Source organism: Pseudomonas sp. Pseusp21 (assembly GCF_059492145.1).
Genome location: NZ_CP168520.1, coordinates 1,072,672 through 1,091,020, shown reverse-complemented (window position 1 = coordinate 1,091,020; position 18,349 = coordinate 1,072,672). Strand labels below are relative to the sequence as shown.

At 55.0% G+C, this 18,349-nt stretch carries 11 protein-coding genes and 2 pseudogenes; 10 read left to right on the top strand and 3 right to left on the bottom strand.

Annotated features, from left to right (window positions below):
* Positions 1-21 precede the first annotated feature (21 nt).
* The 6 genes and pseudogenes from ACEN93_RS04650 (at position 22) to ACEN93_RS04625 (ending at position 11,664) form a co-directional block, all read left to right on the top strand.
* Positions 22-8,718 (top strand): annotated as a pseudogene (locus tag ACEN93_RS04650) (two-partner secretion domain-containing protein).
* 182 nt (positions 8,719-8,900) lie between these two features.
* Positions 8,901-9,251: a hypothetical protein gene (locus tag ACEN93_RS04645; RefSeq protein WP_134333930.1), complete on the top strand. Its 351-nt coding sequence runs from the start codon at positions 8,901-8,903 to the stop codon at positions 9,249-9,251.
* Positions 9,252-9,459: 208 nt separating this feature from the next.
* Positions 9,460-9,699 carry a DUF7660 family protein gene (locus ACEN93_RS04640; RefSeq protein WP_207273881.1) on the top strand — a complete coding sequence of 80 codons (240 nt, stop codon included), beginning with the start codon at positions 9,460-9,462 and terminating at the stop codon, positions 9,697-9,699.
* A 212-nt stretch (positions 9,700-9,911) separates the two neighbouring features.
* Complete coding sequence (locus ACEN93_RS04635) at positions 9,912-10,178, top strand: hypothetical protein (RefSeq protein ID WP_134333931.1); 267 nt, start codon at positions 9,912-9,914, stop codon at positions 10,176-10,178.
* 373 nt (positions 10,179-10,551) lie between these two features.
* Complete coding sequence (locus ACEN93_RS04630; protein ID WP_134333932.1) at positions 10,552-11,085, top strand: hypothetical protein; 534 nt, start codon at positions 10,552-10,554, stop codon at positions 11,083-11,085.
* A gap of 117 nt (positions 11,086-11,202) precedes the next feature.
* Positions 11,203-11,664: an SMI1/KNR4 family protein gene (locus ACEN93_RS04625; RefSeq protein WP_081353100.1), complete on the top strand. Its 462-nt coding sequence runs from the start codon at positions 11,203-11,205 to the stop codon at positions 11,662-11,664.
* A 60-nt stretch (positions 11,665-11,724) separates the two neighbouring features.
* Here the strand turns inward: ACEN93_RS04625 and ACEN93_RS04620 are convergent.
* Positions 11,725-12,426: pseudogene (locus ACEN93_RS04620) on the bottom strand (IS4 family transposase); the annotation flags it as partial.
* A gap of 326 nt (positions 12,427-12,752) precedes the next feature.
* Between ACEN93_RS04620 and ACEN93_RS04615 the strand changes: the two are divergent.
* Both ACEN93_RS04615 and ACEN93_RS04610 read left to right on the top strand, forming a co-directional pair.
* Positions 12,753-13,031, top strand: a complete 279-nt coding sequence (locus ACEN93_RS04615; protein WP_074688638.1) for a hypothetical protein — start codon at positions 12,753-12,755, stop codon at positions 13,029-13,031.
* A gap of 84 nt (positions 13,032-13,115) precedes the next feature.
* A complete protein-coding gene (locus ACEN93_RS04610; RefSeq protein ID WP_239065517.1) occupies positions 13,116-13,592 on the top strand; it encodes a hypothetical protein in 477 nt (158 codons plus the stop codon).
* 59 nt (positions 13,593-13,651) lie between these two features.
* Here the strand turns inward: ACEN93_RS04610 and ACEN93_RS04605 are convergent, their stop codons facing one another.
* Together ACEN93_RS04605 and ACEN93_RS04600 are read right to left on the bottom strand one after the other, a co-directional pair.
* On the bottom strand, positions 13,652-14,695 hold the full coding sequence (locus ACEN93_RS04605) for an LLM class flavin-dependent oxidoreductase (RefSeq protein ID WP_102688306.1): 1,044 nt from the start codon (positions 14,693-14,695) through the stop codon (positions 13,652-13,654).
* A gap of 67 nt (positions 14,696-14,762) precedes the next feature.
* Positions 14,763-15,248 carry a flavin reductase family protein gene (locus ACEN93_RS04600; protein WP_007950450.1) on the bottom strand — a complete coding sequence of 162 codons (486 nt, stop codon included), beginning with the start codon at positions 15,246-15,248 and terminating at the stop codon, positions 14,763-14,765.
* A gap of 325 nt (positions 15,249-15,573) precedes the next feature.
* On the opposite strand from ACEN93_RS04600, the gene ACEN93_RS04595 reads away from it, so the two are divergent.
* A complete protein-coding gene (locus ACEN93_RS04595; RefSeq protein ID WP_495611124.1) occupies positions 15,574-16,980 on the top strand; it encodes a purine-cytosine permease family protein in 1,407 nt (468 codons plus the stop codon).
* 252 nt (positions 16,981-17,232) lie between these two features.
* Entirely contained in the window at positions 17,233-18,333 is a 1,101-nt protein-coding gene (locus tag ACEN93_RS04590) for a polyamine ABC transporter substrate-binding protein (protein WP_074688632.1), read from the top strand.
* Positions 18,334-18,349: the final 16 nt, after the last annotated feature.

The window sequence follows — 18,349 nt, the reverse complement described above, 5'->3', positions numbered from 1 at the left end:
TGCCCTTTCCGAGATTCTGCTATGGACTTCCGCCAACTGGCCTTTCTGGCCAGTCAGCCTTCTGCTGCCGTAAAAAACCGTGAACACTTCTGGGGCATGCCCAAACGCGGACTGGCGTTCCTGCTGGCCAACGTCATGTTCTGGCAACCGATGTGGGCACAGGCGGACGGTATTGTGGTCAGTGCGCCCGGCACCACGCTCGACCGGGCAGGCAATGGCGTGCCGATCGTCAATATCGCCACACCCAACGGTGCGGGTCTTTCGCACAACCAGTTCCACGATTACAACGTGGACGCCCAAGGCCTGATCCTCAACAACGCGACCAGTCGTACTCAGCTGACGCAGATGGGCGGGATCATTCTCGGTAACCCGAACCTGCGCGCAGCAGCTGCGCAAACCATCCTCAACGAAGTCAACGGTGGCAGTCCGAGCCAGTTACGCGGATATACCGAAGTGGCGGGGCAGTCAGCGCGGGTGATCGTCGCCAACCCGCACGGCATCAGCTGTAACGGTTGCGGCTTCATCAATACACCACGCGTCACCCTCACCACCGGTAAACCGTTACTCGATGGCGCGGGTCGGCTGGATCGTTTCCAGGTCGATCAGGGCAGCGTTTCCATCGATGGCAAAGGTCTGGATGCCAGCGCCGTCGACAGCTTCGAAATCATTACCCGCAGTGCGCAGATCAACGCGCAGATCCACGCCAAACGCCTGAACATCACCACCGGTCGCAACGATGTAAACGCCGAAACGCTGAGCGCCACGGCGCGTGCCGATGACGGCAGCGCCAAGCCGCAACTGGCGATCGACTCTTCGGCACTCGGCGGGATGTACGCCGGGGCAATCAAACTGGTCGGGACCGAGACCGGTGTCGGCGTGAAACTGGCAGGCGAACTGGCGGCCAGCGCCGGTGATATCCAGATTGACGCCAATGGCCAACTGACGCTGGCCAAAGTCACGGCCAGCAATGCGGTCGACATCAAGGCCAACAGTCTTGAGGCGCAGCAAACCGTTTACGCGGGCACGCAATTGACCGTGCAAACCGCTAAGGATCTGGTCAACCAGCAAAGCCTTGCCGCCAGGGACAGCGTTCGCCTGACCAACGGCGGCACATTGACCAACGCCGGCGTGATCGAAGCCGGAGTGAATGCGGATAACAGCCGTAACAGCAATGGCGATGTTTCCATCAACAGCGGCTCGGTGAGCAACCGTGGCAGTGTATTGGCCAGTCGCTCGCTGAGCGCGAGTGCCGCAGGTGTTTTCGATAACCAGAACGGTATCGTCCAGGCCAAAGACGTCGCGCTGAGCGCCACTCGCCTGGTCAACCAAGGCGCTGATGCCCGGATTTACGGTGAGACCAGCCTCGCGTTCAACGTCCCGGCCATCGTCAACCTCAGCGGCTTGATCCGCTTCGCCGACGGTCAGACGGCGGCGCTCTCGGTCGACAATCTGGACAACCGCAAAGGCCGGATTGAAATCGCCGGCGGTAGTTTGAAACTCAATGCGCGGGCGCTGCACAACGACGACGGCAAGATCATCGCCGGACGTCTGGATATCGATACCCGGCGACTCGATAACGCTGGCGGCCTGCTTGCTGCCAGCCAAAGCGACACCAAAGTCGTTGCCCACGAACGTCTGGACAATGACAAAGGCAAGATCCAGGCAAAGACCGACCTCGTCGTTTCGGGCACCGAGTTGCTCAATCAGGGCGGCACGCTGGCCGCCGATTCGATCCGGATCACCGGCACTCGGCTGGACAACAGCAGCAAGGGTGTCATCAGTGCCGAAAACGGCAATGTTGATCTGACGCTGGATCAGGATTTCGATAACCACGACGGCAAGGTGCAGGCATCGAAACACTTGAGCGTCGCTACCCAGAGCATCAACAACCGCAATGCCAGTCTGACCGGTAAAACCCTTGAGCTGACCAGTCGCGGCAAGCTCGACAACACCCAAGGCACGATTTCATCCGACGACAGCGTGCTGTCCAGCTAAGACCTGGACAACACTCAGGGCTTGATTCAGGGCAAAACGACCCTGAACCTGACCGCACGCGATCTGGGCAACGCCAATGGCCAACTGCTCGGCGGTGTTGTCGATGCGACGCTGGACAATCTCACCAACAATGACAAAGGTGCGATCAGTGCCGAAACCGGCAAGCTCACGCTGGTCGTCAACAAGCACCTGAACAATGCCTTGGGCCGACTACAAGCCAGCCAGGGTGATGTAGATATTCACGCCGACAGTGTCGACAACCGCAAAGGCGTGGTGGCTGCGCAACAATTGCTGTTGGTCGCTCGCAATGGCCACATCGACAACCGTGGTGGACGGGTGATCGGCGATCGCTTCGACCTGCAAGCGACCAGCCTCGATAACAGCGACAGCGGTCTGCTGGCGGCAGGTGTTGACGGTGCCCGCTTGATTCTCAAGCAAGCCGTCGCCGGTCAATCGCAACTGCTCAATCAAAAGGGCCGGATCCAGAGCGACGCCGACCTGTACATCGAAAGCGATACGGTCGACAACAGTGCCGGTGTCCTGCTCGGTAAAACCCTCGAAGTCACCGCGACCCGACTGAACAACAGCGACAAGGGCGGCATCGTCGGCACGGGCGGCAACATTGCGCTGAAAATTGCCGGGGTCTTCAAAAACGTCACGGGCGTGGTCGATGCTGGCGAGCAACGCGTGCTGCTCGACCAATTGGTCGAACTCGACAATCGCGGCGGCACGTTGCGCGGCCAGCGTCTGGACATCACCAGTACGACCATCGACAACCGTGACGCGGGCCAGATCATTGCAGGCAGCGATGGTCTGAAAATCGTCGGTAGCACACTGCTGAACCAGCAGGGCGCGATCCTCGCCAATGGCAGCCACGCAGAACTCGCGCTGGGCACCGGCAACCTGCAGAACCAGGGGGGCACGCTGCAGGCCGACACCCTCGACATCACCAGCGCCGACCTCGACAACAGCGCAGTCAACGGCAAGGCCGGTTTGATCTCCAGCCTGCTGGGCGATTTGAAGTTGACGGTGACACGTCTGACCAACCGCGCCGGCAAGCTATTCGGCAAAGACCAGGTCGTTTTCGATGGGGCCACCCTGGACAACGCAGGCGGCGAAATCAGCGGCAATCGACTGGGCCTCGAGGCGGTCAGTCAGATTCTCAATCAGGGCGGACTGATCGAGTCGGGCACGGACCTGAAACTGATCAGCGGCCAACTGAACAACAGCGCTGGCGGGCAGATTCGCGCACTGGGCGGAGCGTCCAGCCAGATCAAACTGACCGGCAACCTGAACAACCAGAACGGCGTCATCGAGATCGGCAGTCAGGATCTGGAACTCGCCGGCATCCAGCTCAACAACCTCAGCGGCAGCGTGCGTCACGCCGCGCAAGGGCTGTTCAACCTGGATCTGAATAACCTGACGGGCACGCAGGGCAGCCTCACCGGTCTGGGCAAAGGCGTCTGGGATGTTGCGGCGGTCAATGGTGTGGGCACCTGGCAACTCAATGGTGGGCTGACTTACACCAGTTCGCAGGATTTGAACCTCAATGTCGGGGATCGCATCGCCAGTGCTTCGGCGCTGAACCTGAATGTCGCCAATCTGAACAACGCCGGGCAACTGCTCAGCGATGGCGACCTGACGCTGACCCTTGGCGGCAGCTTGATCAATAGTGGTCGAGTGTCGGCTCAACAAAAACTCACCATCAACGCCAACGACGTGATTCAACAGGACGGTCGACTCGTCAGCGGTGGCGATACCGTGATGACCTTGCGCGGCACGCTGGACAACCTCGGTCGGCTGATCGCCAACCAGAACCTTACGGTGACGGCTGCACAGATCAACAACAAAGGCACCTTGGGCGCCCAGGGCAATCTGGAATTCAACGCCGCCAACGGCATCTCCAACGTAGCCGATACGCTGCTGTTCAGCGGCGGCACGATGAAGTTGCATGGCAGCAGCCTGAGCAACTATTACGGCGACATCTACAGCCGGGGCAATCTCACGGTCGACGCCGTGGGTGGTGGTCGTGCTGCGTTGTTCAGCAACTTGTCGGGGACGGTCGAGGGCGAGGGGGATATCGACATCAATGCGGTGTCGGTGGAAAACGCCAAAGCGGTTTTCGAGATCTCTCAGGGGCTGAACTCCGGCGACATCAGTTGGGTGTGTGGCCAGCATTGTGGCGGTCACGATGGTTGGAAGCGCGGCACTATTACGATCAACCGAACCTACAGGGATGTCGTACTCAAGGATTCGACCGCTGCGCGTTTTGTCGCCGGTCGAAACCTGACGATTCATGGCGGCAATGTCGAAAACCGCTACAGCCTGATGGCTGCCAACGGCAACCTCAGCCTGACCGCAGACAATCTGCTCAACCAAGGTGCCAAGTCTCGTGACGGCTACTCGACAGAGATCATCGGAACTCCTGGCCACATCGACAATAGTCTGTGGGACAGGATGGAGTTCATTGATGTCTCCGCGTTCAACGCAGCCACCGCTGCGGGACATTTCGATGAAGCCCGTTTCGAGGAACTGGTTGAAACCACGATGGACAGCCGGTTCAAACATCCTGACATGGTCGAGATCCATTGGCAGGACGCTGGCAGTACGGTGTATGCGGGAACCCTGCAGGCCGGGGGTAGCGTCAGCCTGAACGTGAGCAACAACCTTCAGAACGGTACGCTGCACGACAACACCTACGATCAGCTGACCGGCAAACTGGACAGCGATCAGACCTTGGGTGTCGGGGTTCTCAATATCAACCTGGGTAAACGCAGCGGCCCAGCGGACGCTCAGGTGGCCAGGGATGTGACGCGGATCGAGCGCCTGGACGCCGATGGCGTGAAGCAAATCAGTTTCGTACCCATCGACTTCAAGGGCGTTCCGTTTACCGCCGTAGACCCGACGGCATCGTCGACGTTCAGGCTGCCCAAGGGCCCGTACGGCATGTTCGTGCAGAGCCCGAATCCGCAGAGCCGCTACCTGATCGAAACCAATCCGGAGCTGACTCAGACCGCGCCATTCATGAGCTCGGACTACCTGCTGGGCAAACTCAATTTCAGCGCAGATGAGGCTGCCCGTCGCCTCGGCGACGGCCGCTACGAATCGCGTTTGATCAGCGATGCCGTCTTGGCTCAAACCGGCCAGCGTTTTCTGGCCGGTGGCTTGAACAACGATTACGAGCAATTCCGTTACCTGATGGACAACGCGCTCGCCAGCAAAAACGAGCTGAATCTGGCGGTGGGTGTCGCCCTCACGTCCGAGCAGGTGGCGGCGCTGACGCATGACATCGTCTGGATGGAAGAGCGCGTCGTCGATGGCCAGAAAGTACTGGTGCCAGTGTTGTATCTGGCGCAGGCCGAGTCGCGCAACGTGCGCGGCGGCAGCCTGATTCAGGGGCGTGATCTGGAAATGATCGCCGGCAATGACCTGGTCAACGTCGGCACTCTGCGGGCCACCAACAACCTCACGGCAGACGTCAAAGGCAGCCTCTATAACGGTGGTCTGGTCGAGGCCAACGAACGCCTGAGCCTGATGGCCACCGACAGCATCCGCAATGCGCTGGCCGGTGATATTCGCGGTAATCAGGTCAGTCTGAGCACCCTCAAGGGTGACATTGTCAACGACCGGACCGCCGTGACTTACAGCCCGGGGCAGGGGTTGCGCACTTCCCTTGATGACGGCGGCAACATCAGCGCCCGCGATACGTTGAGCATCAAGTCCGGCCGTGACTTGACCAACTCCGGCACGATCACCAGCGGCGCCGATGCAGACCTGAGCGCGACCCGCGACATCAACTTACTGGCGGTTCAGAACGTCAACGAGATCCACACAATCGAGAACGGCGGACATCGCTCGACCGTCACCACAACCGTGGAAAACCTCGCGTCCAGCGTGAAGAGTGGCGGCAACCTGAAGCTCGATGCCGGTCGTGACATCAACGTCCTTGCCAGTACTGCAGAAGCCAAAGGCGATCTGCTTGCCGACGCGAAACAAGACTTGAATATGGCTTCGGCGAGCGACGAACACAATGTCGAGACCAACAGCAAAAGTGGCAAGAAACGCGTCCACGAAGAAGACAACCACACCGTCCAGAAAGCCGCCGAGTTCATTGCGGGCGGCGACGTAAAAACCACTTCCGGTCGCGATACCACGTTGGTGGCGAGCAAGATCAGCGCGGGCAATGAAGCCTATGTGTATGCGGGTAATGACCTGAGTCTGCTGGCCGCGCAGAACAAGGACTACACCCTGTACGACATGAAAGAGAAGGGTGGTTTCGGCGCCAAGAAAATGAAGCGCGACGAGGTTACCCAGATCACTCATGTGGGTAGCGAGATCAAGACTGGGGGCAGTCTCACGCTGGTTAGCGAGGGGGATCAGCGCTATCAGGTGGCGAAGCTTGAAAGTGGCAAGGGCATCACGCTGGACAGTGGTGGGCAGATTTACTTCGAAGGGGTGAAGGATCTCCATGATGAAAGCCATGTAAAAAGCAGCGACAGCCTTGCCTGGACTTCGATGAAAGGGGAAGGCAACACAGACGAAACGTTGCGCCAAAGTGCTTTGGTTGCAAAAGGAAAGCTGACCATCCATGCCGTCGATGGTTTGAAAATCGATGTTCGCAAGCTGAATGAACAGACTGTCAGCCAAGCCGTTGATGCGATGGTCGCTACGGATCCTGAACTGGGCTGGTTGAAGGAGGCGGAAGCCAGGGGCGATATCGACTGGCATCGCGTGGAGGAAATACACAAGAGTTTCAAATACGAGCACTCGGGGCTTGGCGCTGGTGCGCAGTTGATATTAGCCATCCTGCTGGCGGCAGTGACGGGAGGGGCAGGGGCTGCGCTGGTTGGAGCGGCGGAAGGGACCATTTATGCGACCGCTGCAAATCTGGCCTTCGTTTCGTTGGAGACGACCGCGGCCAATAGTGCGATCAGCAATAAGGGCAAGTTAAGTGCAGTTGCCAAAGACACCTTCAGCAAAGAAAGCCTCAGGAATGCCGCAATTGCGGGAGCAACCGGTGCGTTTACTCAAGGGGTAATCGACCCGTATCTGGGAGGCAAAACAGTACCGTTCAATAACCTGACCAAAGGCTTCGACCTTAATACGGTCGGGGGCATTGGTGGTCTCGCAATTCATGCCGGGGCACAGGGGCTCGCTGCGGGGGCAATCAAGACGGCTATTGGAGGAGGCAGTCTCGGCCAGAATCTGCAACAGAGTCTGGTGGCGCAGGCCGGTAATGTCGTAGCCGCTACAGCGTTCAACTTTGTTGGAGGGTACGCCCAGAGTCATTGGCAAGAAGCAAAAGAAGCGGGCGATTCGGTCGGCATGGCGATGTGGAAAGAGGGTGGTATTGCTCGTACCGCCATGCATGCGTTGTTTGGCGGCGCTGTATCCAGTGCCACTGGGGGCGATTTCAAGACCGGTGCAGTTGCGGCGGGTGCCAATCAGGCAATGGCTGGCGTTCTGAACTCCACTTTCGAAAATAAACCCGAGTTACGCCAGGCCTTTTCTCAAATTGTCGGTTTGACCGCCGCTGGATTGGCGGGGGGGGATGTCAATAAGGGGGCCTGGGTCGCGTTGATGGCTGACCAGTACAACCGTCAGCTCCATCTGAAAGAAACCGTAGCGCTGGAGAAGTTGCAGAAAGAGTCGCCGGATAAAGCATATGAGCTCAAAGCGGCTGCATGTGCGTTGGTTCATTGCAGTGAGTCAATACCAACGGGTGATCCGAATTATCAGGAGTTCAAGGATCTAGAAACCGCCGGCAAAGGCTTCAAGGGGGCGCAAGACGCTCTGCTCGCATCAGGGGCGTTTGACGAGTACTCAAAGTGGGACCAGGCCAACGATGCACTCGGGCGTAATGAAGAAAGCGCTCAGCGCTCAATTGCTGCGCGACAAGCGATCTTTGGCGCTGTGGGTGCTGTAACCGGTTACGGGGGCGCGGTAGCCTTAAGCCCGGCCTGTGTGAGTGTGGTTGGTTGCACGCTGCCAGCAATGTCCGCATTGGGGGGGGCCGTTTCCTTCAGGGATGGCTGGGAAGCCACTGGCCGACTGTTTGCACCTTACGAATACACGCAGGGCGACAGAGTAAGTGCGTCCTTCAGCAGTGATACATATCCCGGTGATGTAAATCCGCTTCGTGATTACGGCACGGAGGCTGCGAAAGCTGCGCTGGAAATGGCGTTGTTGAAGGGGGCAGCGAAGTATCTGGAGAGGACCGGGTCTTCGGTACTGGTTTCGGGGGGACATGGACTGAAACCGAAGACTGGGGATAATCTGGCCGAGCCACTTGAAGCTGAGCAACTGGGTAGCGGGGCTAAGGGGACTGGTGCATTCCTCGAAGGTGTTAATGGCGGAACAGGCCTTGGTAAACTGACGGAGCGAAAAGTAAATGTTTCTGATAGAGGCTTATATATAGTAGAGAGCCATTTGGAAAAGTTTGGGGTTGTACCAGAGAATGAATTGATGGTTAATAGGCTGCGGGCAGCGCTAGCTGAAGGGCGACCAATAGAAGGTGCAGATGCGAGCTTCTATATTCATGAGTTGTCTGAATATACCATGATGAATAAGGGCTTGGACTATAGTTCTGCGCACCAAGGGGCACTTGGTAAATACCAGGTTTCACCATACAGTGTTTATCACCCAGATGTTATCAATGCTATTAACGCTGCTGAGCCTGGGTCTTTCAATCCTAATTGGTTAAAGTTTTGGGGGCAGCAATGATTGTTAGTGGTGGTTTTGGGCGACTGGGTAAATTTCGGTTTTGGTGCGATGAGCCTCATGTTTCTGATTGTAGATGGTTCAGAGCTCATAAGTCTGATTTCGCTGGTGTAAATGACCGGGCTGAACTGGCTGGAGTGCGAAGCATAGTGCTTGAAGCAATGGAGCCTAGAGGTGCCAGGACCTTGTACGCGATGCTTGGATTGCATTACCTAGCGGAAACTGGAGAGTTTAGAGTAAACGTTGTTAACCACTCACCGAATTCTGCAGTCTATGAGGGCTCTCTTATAGATGATTTTGAGGTGGCGCATTTTGGTTTGCCAGCAAATTATGCAGCCGCATCCGTTGCTGGCATGAAACGCGGGCTAGCTGATACCGTTGGTGCTGATGGAGGTCGGGTAGATATTTGTTGTGCGGCATATGGAAGTGTTTCTTCAAGTGAACCTTTTTTTGAAAAGCTAGGCTTTACCTTGGCTCACCTTTTACGGTTGTCATGTGATGATATTTCAGAGGGTTTGATTGGTTCTTATCTTTAATTTTTTTTATTAATTTATAACTAATTAATAAAAATAGAAAAAAGGAACAAAAGAAAGGGGGTGGATTTATTTGATTTATCTTTTGATTTAATAAATCTGTCCCCTTTTGTTTTCAAGGAAATTGGAAGGAAGATGACTACACCAAACAACGGCTCTATAATTTGTGTTCGTGGGGTTTGTAAATAGGTGACTTGTGGATTTAGATAAAATGATTGAGAATATTAAAACAAGAGAGGAGTTTGCAGATTTTATTTGTGGGCTTAAGGAAGACTTGGAGTTGAATTCAGGCGAGTGGGAAAACCCTACGCTGGAAAGGTTTTTGGATGCAATGGAAGCTTGGATTCGAGCAATGAATTTATATGCAATGAACTCTGGAGATGAGGAAGCCTTCACCCCTAGTTGGCAGACATTTGCAAAAATATTGTTTGCATCCAAGATTTACGAATAGTATTAGCGTTTTAATTGGTTCGTTGGTGCAGAAGTAAGCAGTTTTATACCTACATCAGGCGATCTTGACTTCAACGGATCAATTCCAATAAAAAGCCAAAAATAAAAAAAGGCAATAAAAAAAGGAATAAAAAAAGGGGACAGATTTATTTAATTGTAAATCTGTCCCCTTTTTTGTCCATGGAGCCTAGAGGGGCCAGGACCTTGTACGCGATGCTTGGATTGCATTACCTAGCGGCAGCTGGAGAATTTAGAGTAAACGTTGTTAACCACTCACCGAATTCTGCAGTCTATGAAGGCTCTCTTATAGATGATTTTGAGGTAGCGCATTTTGGTTTGCCAGCAAATTATGCAGCCGCATCCGTTGCTGGCATGAAATGCGGGCTAGCTGATACCGTTAGTGCTGATGGAGGTCGGGTAGATATTTGTTGTGCGGCATATGGAAGTGTTTCTTCAAGTGAACCCTTTTTTGAAAGCTAGGCTCTACCTTGTCTCACCTTTTACGGTTGTTATGTGATGATATTTCAGAGGGTTTGATTGGTTCTTATTTTTGATTTTTTGGTTATCATTTATAGCTAAGTAAGAAGAAAAGGAAAAAAAGGAGGGCGGATTCATTTGATTTAATAAATCTGTCCCCTTTTTTTACCGAGTTTAAAACGGAAAGTTTGTACAAGGTTGAATTTACCGTGAAGCCGGGAGTGGGGGTTCGCGAGGGAGCTGCAGGTGATATGTGGGACGCAGATCAAAAAGTTAGACTTTCAGGTGGTGCGCATCAAGTTAATTTCATGGATAAAACTCCTCGGACAAATCCTGAATTATATGATGTTGATGTTGATAGCTTGAGGTTATTGAAATGAATGATCTTGTTTTCTGTGTTCGGAATGAGATAGTCCATGCTGATGGAACAGTTTTTGAAGAGTTCTACGACTGGCAGGGATGCAAGACTGATTTTGAAGTTGAAATGAAACACCTTAAGTATGTAAAGGTTAGTCCAGTGGTAGATATGGTGACTTTTATAGTCGTTGAGGATGGTGAAGAGGTCCCATTCCTTGCTGCTGGTATTCCCTACATACTCCCTGATAGAACAGGAGTGTTGGTGGTGTTTGAGCAAAAACCTAACAAATTCAAATGCTCCAAGGCTCCATGGTTTTTTGGGTACCCAAACAATGCCGCGATTTATAATGCTGATGGTTCATTACGTTATCAGTTACGCAATTCGTACGGTGAAGGTAGTTATGTTGGTGCAATCCATTCAGGTGCGATGCCCGATCATCCTGAAACGTTAGGTGTTTTGATCGGTACGGTTGGTCATGAGCCAGAATGGCTTTATTTGGTTGATCCCGCTGGTCCAGCGTTAATACCTACAGGAAAGTGGATTCGTTATTAGGTCGGAGAGAAAAAAGAGAAAGAGAAAAGGGGGGCTGATTTATTTAGAGAAAAGGAGACGGATTTATTATGTTTAATAAATCTGTCCCCTTTTGTTTGGAAAAACAGGAAGGCCAAGATGAAGAGCGTTCGGGATATTTTTCACGGGTTAGTGCTGCGAGGAGTGATTTCAGAGCATAATCTTGTTGGTTGCTCCGAAGTGGATATTGCATCAGTTGAGCAACATTTTGGTTGTGAAATTCCGTTGGCATATCGTGATTTTTTGACGATTGCGGGACGTTCGGCTGGTAAGATTTTTTCTGGTGTAGATATATTTTATCCAAGATTACTTGACCTGGAGTTTGAAGCGGAAGAGTTGCTTGATGAGTTAAATCTCTCTGGTTTTTTGCCTGCGGATGCTAAGGTGTTCTGCATGCATCAAGGATATGAAATTAATTATTTCCTACCCGTCTCTGATGATCCGCCAGTATTTCAATTTTTTGAAGGGGAAAGTTCGAGCATTAAAGCTTGGAATAGCTTTTCAGACTTTTTAATGGCATCAATGGAAAGCCATCTTGCACAATGGCCGGACTTGAATTGACTCGGCCAAAATTGGATAGAAAAGGGGACAGATTCATTTAATTTAATAAATCTGTCCCCTTTTGTTCGGCAACTCGCACAGCAGAAAATAGGTCGCGTAGTAAGCGTCGCCCAACAAGATGTCGCCTGTTTTCAACGTGCCGAGCATGGATCTGAGCAGCGTCTGTTCGTCGCCGCCCTTACCTCGGAAACGTCCAAGTGCGGCATCTAAAACAGCGCCACTGGAGAGGCAAACGAGGCCCACCACTCGACACAACGGAAAACCAAGGCCAACTTTCTGCCCGCGAGATTGCGGATAGGCCCCCTGATTCGCAGCCGTATCGGGCATCGAGACGGTTGTCCCGTCGACAAGACGTACAGGTCGCCCCATCCATCGCCATGAAGGCGGCGCCTGATCACTGATAGACGAACCGGTCTGTCGAACCAGCATGGAAACCATTTCTACCGGCAAGCGTTGCCTGGCCTTACAGAAAGCGCCCGTGCGAGTGCTATTGGGTTTCATGCCGCTACAGGATCGCTTGATGGAGAAATCGTTGACGGCATTCTGGCAGGAACGATCGGCACTCATCGCTTGAGCCAGGAACATCGACAGAGTTTCCGTTGGCGGATACAAACGCTCCCGATGCTCTGGCAGTGCTGACTCAACGCGCTGCAGCAACTCGGGAGCCGTGAGCAGGTTGAAAAAAGCATAGGCATCACAATTCGAAGCATGGCGGCGAAAACGTTGCTGTTGATGCTGGAGAATTTGGCGTCTACGATCCATGTGGGCTGTGTCCTTGGTTTTCTGGTGTGTGTTCGCAACTATCACCGTAGACCAAGGCCAGCCCTTCTTCATTTTTTGCTTTCAGCTCAATCGGTTAGCTGTTAAGTAAGTGCCATTCAAATCTGTCCCCTTTTGTTAATTTGAAGGGGCCTGAGGATTTTAACAAGGCGTTGACGAGCACAGCGCTAAGTGCCGGTTTCGAAAAATTTGTTGTCGCCAGTGGTTTCTCGAAGGAGGTAGCCAGCAAGGCTTCGAATACTCTCGGCATGGCCAATACCTGGGATAAGCTTGCGGACAGAACGCTGGATTTTTTTAAGGACAAGTAAATGTTGGGAGAGCTCAAACGGTACAAACATGTAATTGGTCTGACATTACTGGTGGTCGCATTAGTCGCTGGCTTTATACGGTTCAACGGGGACCGGGAGCGTTTCTTTGCGATGGTCTTGGGACAGATATGGTTTGGTCAAGCGGTCTACAATTACTTGCGCGATGGATGGGTCACGATTGGGCCGGGAGGAATGGGCCCTGAAGATGATCCAATGCACCGAGCGGTGCTGGCGGGAGTAGCGATGTTTTTGTACATGCTTGTGTTTTTTCTCTTCTGAATACAAAACGTAAATAGGGCAGACCACGTTCAGAGATATTTCGATACGTGGTGTGTCCCGGTTTGTGCGCAAAGGATCCAGGATTTGAGTGAAGTAAAAAAATACCCGCGTCTGAAAGTGTTCCTGGCCTTTCTTCTCTGCCCACTGGTTCCAGGGTTTATCGCAAGCATCATCAAGACCCTTGCAACGATCTTCCATCTGGCCATGAACCCACGGCTGATGGGAGAGGTCGTGGGAGGGGAGTTGATGTTGATGCCGTTCCTCGGCCCCTTGCTCGCCGAAGTGGTATTTCTTGTACCGTTTTTGCTGTTCGCGATGGTGATTGCACTGATGAAGGTCAAACGGACGGGTCGATCCTGTTCAGTGATTGCTCTGTCGGGTGCCGCGTTGGCCACTTTATGGGTGACGCCGTTTGTTCTGGCCGTTGTATCGGATGTAAAGAGAGCGACCTTTTCGGATGAGATGTTCGCAATGGTCGTGCTGTTCGTCACGGCAATGGCGACATGCTGGCTGACAGCGCGCTTCTTTCTGCCTGATCCAACAGAGCCATCGTTGCCTTGACGCCCCAAATGAAAACGCCCCGAACATCTCGGGGCGTTTTCATATACCGGGTGGCAGGTCTATCTGAACGCCGGCACCACATGCTTGATAAACAACTCCAGCGACTTCTTCTTCTCCGCATGCGGCAAGCTGTTGTCACACCAGAAACTGAACTCATCGACCCCCAGTTCCTGGTAGTACTTGATCCGCGGAATGATCTCTTCCGGCGTACCGATCATCGCCGTCTTGTGCAGACTCTCCAGCTCAAACTCCGGACGCCCGGCAAATTTCTCTTCCGGGCTCGGGGCGAGGAAACCATTAACCGGCACTTCCTTGTTGCCGAACCACGCATCGAACGTGCGATAGAAACGTGAGATGGCTTTCGCGCCGACCTTCCAGCCTTCCGGGTCATCCACTGAATGCACGTGGGTATGACGCAGCACCATCAATTGCGGACGCGGCACATCCGGGTTGTTGTCCAGCGCAGTCTGGAACTTGTTCTTCAGATCGAGAACTTCTTCGTCGCCCTTCATCAGCGGTGTGACCATCACGTTGCAGCCGTTGGCGACGGCGAAGTTGTGTGAGTCCGGGTCGCGGGCGGCGATCCACATCGGCGGGTTCGGCTTTTGGATCGGTTTCGGCACGCTGGTGGAGGTGGGGAATTTCCAGATCTCGCCGTTGTGGGCGTAGTCGCCTTGCCACAGCGCGCGCACCACCGGGACCATTTCCCGTAGCGCCTGACCGCCGCTGGAGGCGGGCATGCCGCCGGCCATGCGGTCGAATTCCACCTGATAGGCGCCTCTCGCCAGGCCGACTTCCATCCGGCCGTTGCTGATCACATCGAGCAGCGCGCATTCACCGGCGACCCGCAGCGGATGCCAGAACGGCGCAATGATGGTGCCGGCGCCCAGGTGAATGGTGGTGGTCTTGGCCGCGAGGTAGGCCAGCAGCGGCATCGGGCTCGGCGAGATGGTGTATTCCATCGCGTGGTGTTCGCCGATCCACACGGTGCTGAAACCACCGGCCTCGGCCATCAACGTCAGTTCGGTCAGGTCTTCGAACAGTTGACGGTGGCTGACGCTTTCGTCCCAGCGTTCCATGTGTACGAACAGGGAAAATTTCATGACGCTACCTCGAATCTCTTGTGGTCGGCCGGTCGCTTGCCGGCCTGTTTAAGTGCAATCGTGCGGATCAGGCGAAGGCGGGCAGGGCGCCCATCTTGCCGTGGCAGTACACCAGCGGGCCGGCGTCCTGCTGAGGGACGATGAGGTTTTTCACCGCGCCGACCATGATCGCGTGGTCGCCGCCTTCGTATTCGCGCCACAGCTCACATTCGATGATAGCTGTCGCATTGGCCAGGATCGGGTTGCCCAGTTCGCTCAGCGTCCACTCGATGCCCTGCGCCTTGTCCTTGCCTTTGCGGGCGAAGGCATAGGCTTCGCTTTGCTGACCGCCGGACAGGACGTGAATGGCAAAGCGTTTGTTTTTGATCAGGACAGGGTAGGAATCGGAACTGTAGTTGGGGCAGAACAGCACCAGGGCCGGGTCCATCGACAGCGAACTGAAAGCGCTGGCGGTCAGGCCGACGATCTGGCCGTCGTCATCCAGCGTGGTGATGACGGTAACGCCGGACGGGAACGAGCCCATGACTTGTTTGTAGACGGCAGCATCGATCATTGGTCAATCCTCGAGTGCGGTGAAGCGTGTTTTTATGTGTTTATGGGTCTGATGGTATACCGTAATACATCGATTGCAAGTGCTTTTTTGGTGAAACGATAAACGTGGTTCATCCGTCGGAAAGTCAGCATTTACGGGGCTTTGCTCTAGCCGTGAACGTTGGCTATCAGGGAGGATGCCGGATCAGATGCCATCGCAAACAGCGGATCAGTCTTGTGAAAATTTTGGAATACCATAATATGGTCTTCATCTGAGGAGCGGCCACGAATCACCCCCGGTTTGGCTTCATACAACGATAAGAACAGACCCAATCGAGTTCATTTTTATGTCCCAGATGTCCCGGCAAGATCCGTTGATCGAGAATCATACGGTCGACTACGTCCCACTCGCGGAACGCCACGGGAAGGCCCGCGACCTGTTTACCCTTTGGTTCAGCACCAACATTGCGCCACTGCCCATCGTCACCGGCGCCATGGTGGTCCAGGTGTTTCATCTCGACCTGTTCTGGGGGCTGCTGGCGATTGCGCTGGGGCACATGATCGGCGGGGTGGTGATCGCCCTGGCGTCGGCGCAAGGCCCGCGCATGGGCATTCCGCAGATGGTCCAGAGTCGGGGTCAGTTCGGGCGTTACGGCGCGCTGTTGATCGTGTTCTTCGCGGCGATCATCTATATCGGCTTCTTCATTTCCAACATCGTGCTGGCCGGCAAGTCCATCGTCGGCATCGCGCCGTCGGTGCCGGCGCCGTTGAGCATTCTGATCGGCGCCCTCAGCGCCACGACCATCGGCGTGATGGGCTACAACTTCATTCACACGCTCAACCGCATCGGCACCTGGGTGATGGGCAGCGCGCTGCTCGCCGGTTTCATCTACATCTTTGCCCATGAGTTGCCGGCGGACTTCTTTACCCGTGGCAGCTTCAATCTTTCGGGATGGCTGGCGACGGTATCGCTGGGGATCATCTGGCAGATCAGCTTTTCGCCGTACGTCTCCGACTACTCCCGCTACCTGCCGGCGGACATCGGGATCAGCAAGCCATTTATCGCGACTTATCTGGGCGCCACACTGGGCACGATTCTGTCGTTCACCTTCGGCGCGGTGGCGGTACTGGCGACGCCGGAAGGCACTGAGGCGATGGCGGCGGTCAAGCAGTCCACCGGTTGGCTGGGGCCGATTCTGATGGTGCTGTTCCTGCTCAACATCATCAGCCACAACGCGCTGAATCTGTATGGCGCGGTGCTGTCGATCATTACCTCGATCCAGACCTTCGCCAGCCAGTGGACGCCGAGCATCAAGGTGCGGGTGATCTTGTCGAGCGTGGTGCTGGCGGGCTGCTGCGTGGTGGCGCTGGGGGCGTCGGCGGATTTCATTTCCGAGTTCATCGGGCTGATTCTGGCGTTGCTGCTGGTGCTGGTGCCATGGGCTTCGATCAACCTGATCGACTTCTACTTGATCAAGCGCGGCAGTTACGACATCGCCTCGATCTTCCGCGCCGATGGCGGCATTTATGGGCGCTTCAACCTGCACGCGATCATCGCCTATTTCATCGGCATCCTCGTGCAGTTGCCGTTCGCCAACACATCGTTGTATGTCGGGCCGTATGCCAACCTTGTGGAAGGTGCGGACCTGTCGTGGCTGGTCGGCCTGATCGTGACATGCCCACTGTATTACTGCCTGGCGACCCGTGGGCAGACGCAGCAGAGCAGGGAGGCGCAGTTGGGTTTTACCGACTGAGCATTCGCAGGCTGTTCAAACAATGCCCGGCACTTCGCCGGGCATTGTTGTTTCCGCATCCCGGCGGTCACGCAAATTGGCCATTTCGATCCCCTTTTGGCCAACCGGCTACTGTGCTGCGTCTACGCTGTCAGGAAGAATCGAAGCCACAACTAGATGCTGCACCTTCCTTGCCCTTGGCTGATTTGCAAGCCGCTGCCGTGTACAGAACATAAAAACCATCGACTCACGCTGCATTCGGGGAAACACAACATGGTCACGATGAAACGCATTCTGGGCGCTACTGTTTGCGGGCTGACGCTGCTGGCTAGCGCCGTACAGGCCGAACAGCGCGAACTGCGGGTGTACAACTGGGCGGATTACATCCTGCCGTCGGTGCCCAAGGATTTCGCCGCCAAAAGCAACATCAAAGTGACCTGGGACACCTTCGACACCAACGAATCCCTCGAAGCCAAGCTGCTGACCGGTAACTCCGGCTATGACCTGGTGGTGCCGTCGAACCAGTTCCTCGATACCCAGATCAAGGCTGGCGTGTTCCAGAAGCTCGACAAGTCCAAGCTACCGAACTGGAGCCACCAGGACCCGGCGCTGCTCAAGTTGCTCGACGCCAACGATCCCGGCAATCAGTACGGCGTGCCCTACATGGTCGGCACGGTGCTGATCGGCTTCAACCCTGCCAAGGTCAAGGCTGCTCTCGGCGAGAATGCGCCGGTGGACAGCTGGGATCTGGTGTTCAAGCCGGAGAACATGGAAAAGCTGAAATCCTGCGGCGTGGCGATGCTCGATTCGCCGTCGGAAATCCTGCCGCTGGCTCTGCACTACCTGGGCCTGGACCCGAACAGCCAGAACCCGGCCGACTATGAGAAAGCCAAGGACCTGATGCTCAAGGTTCGCCCTTACGTCACCTACTTCAACTCGGCCAAGTACATGACCGACATCGCCAACGGCGATATCTGCGTGGCCATCGGTTACTCCGGCAGCTTCTACCAGTTCGGCAACCGCGCCAAAGAGGCGGGCAACGGCGTGGTGGTTGACTGGCGCCTCCCGAAGGAAGGCGCGCCGATCTGGTTCGACACCTTCGCCATTCCGAAGAGCGCGAAGAACGTCGAAGAGGCCCACGAGTTCCTCAACACCTTGCTCGATCCGAAAGTCATCGCTTCGATCAGCGACTTCCTCGGCTACCCGAATGCCAACAAGGATTCGCTGCCGCTGATCAACAAGGAAATTACCGGCAACCCGAACCTGACGCCGACCAGCGAAGCGCTGAAGAAACTGTACGTGGTGCAACCGTTGCCGCAGAAACTGGAGCGGGTGCGGACCCGAGTGTGGACCAGCATCAAGTCCGACAAATAGTCCCAAAACCGGGGGA